This window comes from Chryseobacterium sp. RR2-3-20 (genome assembly GCF_017808115.1).
Classification (GTDB): domain Bacteria; phylum Bacteroidota; class Bacteroidia; order Flavobacteriales; family Weeksellaceae; genus Chryseobacterium; species Chryseobacterium oryzae.
Window position 1 is genome coordinate 1 of the sequence record NZ_JADQBD010000120.1, and the last position, 3,857, is coordinate 3,857.

Genomic DNA, 3,857 nt, shown 5'->3' on the forward strand with positions numbered 1-3,857 from the left:
CAACCCTTACAACTATTCAGTTTTTGAATAGATTTATTTTTGATAGAAATATAAACAACCTAAAAATAAATCTCGTTTGATAATGCACTACGAGTTTTATGTATTAATATTAGAAACACAAAAGAAACAAAAACATCTGGAATCAAGAATTTTCCTATTCAAGTCCATTTGTATCAAATAAAACTAATAGATCCTAGTACAAATACTCAGTATGGAGATACAATAAGTATCAATGCAACATCTAGTACCCTAGATAACAGTACAAATACCTTTGTTGGGAATCATTTAATAAATGCAAGTTTTGCTTTTTCAACAAAATCAGAGATAAAACTTATACCAGCAATTACGCACTATGATGGGGGAACCTATCAGAAAAGTTCTACCGGTACGCCAGACGGCAGTGTAATTGTAGAAAATATTAAAATTGATATACAAAGAGGAATTTTAGTACAGTAATTATGAAAAAAACATTAATAATAATTTTATTTTTAAAATTTTGCTCGGTTTATTCACAAGTACAAGTAAAAAATACAAGTAATACAGCACCCTTAGAACCATCATCAATGCTAGATGTAAATTATTCTGATAAAGGTATCATAATACCATCATATGATTTACAGAGCCTTACCAGTATAACTACGCCAATTGCAAATCCTGTAGATGGGCTAATTATTTTTAATAAAGGTGGTAGCACAACATCTTATACTAGTGGTATTTACACTTGGTCGAATAATAGTTGGAACAAAGTTACAATCAGTGGTAACGAAGCACAATCAATGGTATTAAACATTACAAGAGCTAGTCCTCAGTCTGGCAGTCCAACACTTATTCCAGCAAATGCTTATAATAATGTCATCAACAATTTTACGGTTAGTACAAATTCTATTATCGGAGCGTCATTATCGAATGGAGATACTATAGTCTTACCCAAAGGTATTTATGTTATAAAATATAGTGTGGATACTATTAACAACCAATCAAATACCAACACAGGAGATGATAATATTAGTTACGAATTATCTGGAAATAATAAAGAAATTACGACCTGCATAAGAAGTTTTATGATAAATTCTTCTAACAGTACACCTCTTTCGGGCACAAATAGAGATTGCAAAACCTCCAACTCCTTCTCAGTTTACAATGGTACCTTCTTCTTAGATTTAAGCAATGCAACAGGTAATACAAATGTGCAACAGAGGTTTGAGTTTGATGACACTGGCAATATAAATGTTTTAAAAAGAAATCCATTGAGAATTAGAACAAACTATGTTTTGTTAATTACTAAAATGCCGAACTAAAGATTTTATAATACTTAAAACAAAAAAATTGGCAATTAATTAATCGCCAATTTTTTTCTCATCATCTGTACTAATACTTTGTGGAGTGGCTATCTTGTCGTATATCCACCGTTAGCAAAAATCGTTTGTCCGGTAATCCACCAACCATCAGTTACCAAAAATTCCACAAGCGGAGCAATGTCTTTGATGTCGGTTAATCCACCTAAATCAGAGGCTTGTTTATGATAAGCCACGGCTTCATCACTTTCTTGTCCATAGAAAAATGGCGTGTCCATCGGTCCTGGCGCTACTGCGGTTACAGAGATTCCTCTTGAACCAAATTCCTTAGATGCGGCTCTTGTAAAATGCTCAACAGGGGCTTTTGCTCCGGCGTAAGTAGAGTAGTAGCCTGTGAAAGCTGCAAGCAAAGACGTTACAATCGTGTTGATTTTCCCGTTATCATTCAGTTTTTTTCCTGCCTCCTGGATGAAGAAATAAGCGACCTTCGAGTTGATATCACTCATGCTGTCATATTCTTCTTCTGTAGTTTCCGTAAAAGGTTTTTTCAGTACTTTTCCTACCGTGTTGATGGCAATATCCACGCCTCCAAATTTTTCGATGGCTGCATCGAAAAGCTTGCTAATGTTTTTAACATCGGTCAAATCGGCTTGGTATAAAAATGCTTCTCCACCAGCATTTGTAATGTCTTCCAATGTCTTTTCTGCATCGGCTTTGGTACTGTCGCTGTTATAATGGATAACCACTTTTGCACCTTTTTTAGCAAAATCACGGCTTAATAATCCACCAAGATTCTTTGCGCCGCCGGCGATTAAAACCACCTTGTCCTTTAAATCATTTCTGCTCATAACTTTTAAATTTTTATATCATTAAAATTGATGTAGCAAAATTGGGAAAGACGGCTGTACTTTTTATGGTGAACTTTTTGGAACTTTTATTTTTTCTGAATTTTCCGGAATTGCCCCGGCGTCTGTCCTGTGAATTTTTTAAAAAACTTAGAAAAATTAGAAGGATCGTAGGTCAATAATTTTGCAATTTCAGAAACGGATTGCTCGGTGTTAAGCAATAGATCTTTTGCTTTTTCAATGATTTTGTCATCGTAAAAATGACAAGGATGATGGCCTGTTTCCTGTTGTAAGGTATCGGTGAGATGCTTGTGAGAAATAAACAGCGCATCGGCGATTTCGTTGATTTCCAAAAATTCATCAGTCCTGCCGGAAACCACATCGTTGATATGCCCATCTAAAAAACGAAAATAATTTTCAGTAATTTCCTGGCCTCGTTTTAATAAGTCATTATTAGAATCATGCATCATTTCATTTTTAAGGATGCTGTAAAAGTATTATTTTTTTAATTGGATTGAAATGAATTTTATTTTATAAGAGATTTAAGAGCTTAATTTGTTGTCAAACAATTGTTTAAAGAAAAAGCATAACCAAGTTCGGTTATGCTTTTTTGATCTCGATGGGTTCTAAATTTTAACCATTAGCTTTAGCATCAGCCAAAAGTGCTTTTGCGCTCATTTCGCCAAAAAGATTGGCAGCTAATGGGCTGTCGCCCGTAATTAGTTTTCTGTCCTGATGACAAGCACCGGAAATATTGTCGTTTAGAAATTCTACGCCCAATTTTTGAAGTTTTTCACCATAAAACCAAGGCATTTCACCCGGCTGATAACCAATTTCTGGCAATGTCACATCGATATTATCCGGAAACGCATTGATTTTGTAGCCATTATAAGGATAACTTTCAGCAGTTTCCCCGATTCCTGCAGCCAAAAGTGCAGCCGGTCCGTGGCAGATGGCAAGCATAAATTTATCTTCTTTCACCACCCAATTAATTAATTTTTTAAGGTCTTCGCTCTCAGGTAAACCCAACATGGCACCATGCCCTCCGGGTAAGAACACCGCAACGTAATCGGTATCAGAAGCGAAATTTCCGGCAACAAAATCTTTTAAACTTTTAGGTTGAGACAGTTGCTCAGAATATTTTTCAATGACATTGCTAATGCTGGCATCTTGCAATGGCAGCGCCCAAAGTTCGAGTTTTACAGAGCCGCCTGTTGGCGTGAAAAAATCCACTTCGTAACCGGCATCATTCAAATGAAGAATCGGTAAAAATGTTTCTACGGGATGATTTCCGGTAGAGAATTTTTTTCCGTTCGCCATAGCCATATATTTTTCTTCGGTACAGACTACCAGTATTTTTTTCTTTTTATCGGTATTGATATTACCGTAATCAAGTGGTTTGTAATCCGTTTTATGACCCACGAATTGAGAGCGGGAATAGAAAGAAGGTTCGTAACCGATGCCGTCAAAAACGGGTGCTTTGCTTAAATCTTGTGCTGATAATGACATAATAATTTATTTTTTAGTTAATATTTTGAATTTAATTTTAAATTAAGCTTAATCGAAATCAGTTTCTGGGGTATAATACTTCTCAATCAACCAACAGTATGGATTTCTGTTTAACCCAAATTCCGCAATAGAAAAAAAAGAGTATTTTAGTATTCTAATATCCAACTGCGTAGCAGTAGAAAAAAATAAGCGATGAAATTCGATCTAT

Annotated in this window: 5 protein-coding genes; 2 read left to right on the plus strand and 3 right to left on the minus strand. The window is 35.2% G+C overall.

All coding sequences use genetic code 11. From position 1 onward, the window contains the following. Positions 1 to 168: 168 nt before the first annotated feature. Together IV513_RS15015 and IV513_RS15020 are read left to right on the plus strand one after the other, a co-directional pair. Entirely contained in the window at positions 169 to 456 is a 288-nt protein-coding gene (locus IV513_RS15015; RefSeq protein ID WP_209391371.1) for a hypothetical protein, read from the plus strand. 2 nt (positions 457 to 458) lie between these two features. Next, positions 459 to 1,298, plus strand: a complete 840-nt coding sequence (locus IV513_RS15020) for a hypothetical protein (RefSeq protein ID WP_209391372.1) — start codon at positions 459 to 461, stop codon at positions 1,296 to 1,298. A gap of 89 nt (positions 1,299 to 1,387) precedes the next feature. Here the strand turns inward: IV513_RS15020 and IV513_RS15025 are convergent, their stop codons facing one another. The 3 genes from IV513_RS15025 to IV513_RS15035 form a co-directional block, all read right to left on the minus strand. Then, entirely contained in the window at positions 1,388 to 2,143 is a 756-nt protein-coding gene (locus tag IV513_RS15025) for an SDR family oxidoreductase (protein WP_209391373.1), read from the minus strand. 86 nt (positions 2,144 to 2,229) lie between these two features. Next, positions 2,230 to 2,607, minus strand: coding sequence for an AraC family transcriptional regulator (locus IV513_RS15030; RefSeq protein WP_209391375.1), 378 nt, complete (start codon positions 2,605 to 2,607; stop codon positions 2,230 to 2,232). A 166-nt stretch (positions 2,608 to 2,773) separates the two neighbouring features. Continuing rightward, the gene (locus tag IV513_RS15035) at positions 2,774 to 3,649 is read right to left on the minus strand and encodes a DJ-1/PfpI family protein (RefSeq protein WP_209391374.1); all 876 of its coding nucleotides are present in this window, start codon (positions 3,647 to 3,649) and stop codon (positions 2,774 to 2,776) included. Positions 3,650 to 3,857: the final 208 nt, after the last annotated feature.

What these genes read in the sequence shown, in the direction of transcription:
- IV513_RS15020 (WP_209391372.1), top strand. Translation starts at nt 459, where the DNA reads ATGAAAAAAACATTAATAATAATTTTATTTTTAAAATTTTGCTCGGTT.
- IV513_RS15025 (WP_209391373.1), bottom strand. Translation starts at nt 2,143, where the DNA reads ATGAGCAGAAATGATTTAAAGGACAAGGTGGTTTTAATCGCCGGCGGC.
- IV513_RS15030 (WP_209391375.1), bottom strand. Translation starts at nt 2,607, where the DNA reads ATGCATGATTCTAATAATGACTTATTAAAACGAGGCCAGGAAATTACT.
- IV513_RS15035 (WP_209391374.1), bottom strand. Translation starts at nt 3,649, where the DNA reads ATGTCATTATCAGCACAAGATTTAAGCAAAGCACCCGTTTTTGACGGC.